General features: G+C 64.6%; 5 protein-coding genes. All 5 read left to right on the plus strand.

Annotation, left to right across the window (positions count from 1 at the left end; translation table 11 throughout):
- Positions 1-183 (plus strand): hypothetical protein (locus tag BLS34_RS25140; RefSeq protein ID WP_139189501.1); only part of this gene is annotated, 183 nt, incomplete at its 5' end.
- The gene (locus BLS34_RS25145; protein WP_245702182.1) at positions 176-382 is read left to right on the plus strand and encodes a TraR/DksA C4-type zinc finger protein; all 207 of its coding nucleotides are present in this window, start codon (positions 176-178) and stop codon (positions 380-382) included. The genes BLS34_RS25140 and BLS34_RS25145, both read left to right, overlap by 8 nt.
- On the plus strand, positions 379-786 hold the full coding sequence (locus BLS34_RS25150) for a DUF2730 family protein (protein ID WP_093154862.1): 408 nt from the start codon (positions 379-381) through the stop codon (positions 784-786). The genes BLS34_RS25145 and BLS34_RS25150 overlap by 4 nt, the downstream gene beginning before the upstream one ends.
- Positions 783-1,088 (plus strand): hypothetical protein, encoded by a 306-nt coding sequence (locus BLS34_RS25155; RefSeq protein WP_093154865.1) that lies wholly within the window; start codon positions 783-785, stop codon positions 1,086-1,088. Before BLS34_RS25150 ends, BLS34_RS25155 begins: the two co-directional genes overlap by 4 nt.
- 8 nt (positions 1,089-1,096) lie before the next feature.
- A partial coding sequence (locus tag BLS34_RS25160) for a phage protein Gp27 family protein (protein ID WP_093154867.1) occupies positions 1,097-1,626 on the plus strand: 530 nt, incomplete at its 3' end.

Consider the following 1,626-nt stretch of genomic DNA (forward strand, 5'->3'; position numbering starts at 1 on the left):
ATTCTGATCGGCATTCAGATCGCGGATGCGATCGCCGCCGGCATCCCCAACGCCATCGCCGCCAAGCGTGCAGTCGAACGGATGGTCGCCGAGCGACGCAACCCGACCGACGCCGAATGGGCGGAGATCAACGCCGTTACCGACGAGCTGCGCGCCAAGCTGCATGGGGACAGCAGTGCCTGACGCCGCCGACCGTGCCAGCGAACACGAGGAGGCCCTGCGCGCCATGGCGCTGAAGCGCGTTCTCTCCGTGCCGACCGCTCGCGGCCGCAACGACTGTATCGATTGCGGTGAGGAGATTCCGGAGGCGCGTCGCGCGGCCGACCCCAGCACGGTCACCTGCATCGACTGCCAACGCGACCGGGAGCGCCCCGCTCGATGATCTTGGATCTCGTCAAAGAGCTGAACGCCTGGGCCGGTCTGCTGTCGGTGGTTGGCATGGCACTGGTCGCAATAGCGATGCTCTACCTGCGCAGCGTTTTTGCCCCTCAATCCGCCCTCGAAGAAGAGCGTCGGGACCGCGACGAGATCACCAAAGAACTGACGGATCGCGTTCACACTTTGGAACGATCGGTCGACAAGCTCGACCAGTTGGCCGCGGTGGCGCCGACTCAGACCGATCTGCAGAAAATTGCGGTCGCGATCGAATCCTTTCGAGGGGACTTCAAGGCGATGGCCGCCGAGGTGACCGCGCTGGACCGCTCGGTCAGTCAGATCGGCCGCAAGGTCGACATGCTCGTCGAGAATGAGATCCAGGTGGCGCAGAATCGGAAGGGCAGCTCATGAACATCCAGGACATGCTGCGCGAAGAGCTGCGGCTGACCATCATCGTCACCCTCAACGAGGTACCCGGCCAGAGCGCCTACGAGGGCCTGCTGCAGGAAGCCATCGCTCGCTACCACAACCAGTTCCCCACGCGCGCGGAACTCCAGACCGAGCTGATCTGGCTTCGCGATGCCGGCCTGCTGACCATCGCCGAACATCCGCAGCCTGGTCGCGTGAGCTACACGGCGACGCTTACGGCGCGCGGCGAAGCGACCGCCACCGGCCGGCTTAAGACCGCCGGTGTCCGGCGCCCGAACGCGTAGCGGACGCCATGCGAAAGCGCGGCCCCAAGAGCAAAATCGAGAAGCTGGATCCGGCCATCAAGGCGGAGATCGACCGGCTCCTGCGTGACGAGGGGCGCACGATCGACGACGTCGTCGAGTTCCTGCAGACCCTCAAACTCGACGATTCGCCGTCGCGTGGCTCGGTAGCCCGCTACAGCGCCTCCGCGTCGAAGATTCGGGGCGACATGGATCGCCTTAACTCGGTGACCGCTCAGCTCTCCAAGGAGTTCGGGGACCAGGACAACGACGTGGCTCGCTTCCTGGTCCAGATCGCGCAGAGCATTGCGTTCAAGGTTATGGATGAGAAGGACGGGTACGGGGTTCAGGAGTTCATGTACCTGATGAAGGGCCTGAAGGACATGTCTGCCGCCCGCAAGGCCACGCTGGACGCCGAGGAGAAGATCCTCGCCAAACTCAAGCGTGAGGCCGCCAAGCTGTTTGACCAGGCGCAGCGAGACGCGCAGTCGGCCGGCGAAGGTAAAGGCCTGTCGGCCGAGCGCCTAGCGCAGCTCCGTCG

It is taken from the genome of Thalassobaculum litoreum DSM 18839 (genome assembly GCF_900102465.1).
In the GTDB taxonomy this organism is placed as follows: Bacteria; Pseudomonadota; Alphaproteobacteria; order Thalassobaculales; family Thalassobaculaceae; genus Thalassobaculum; species Thalassobaculum litoreum.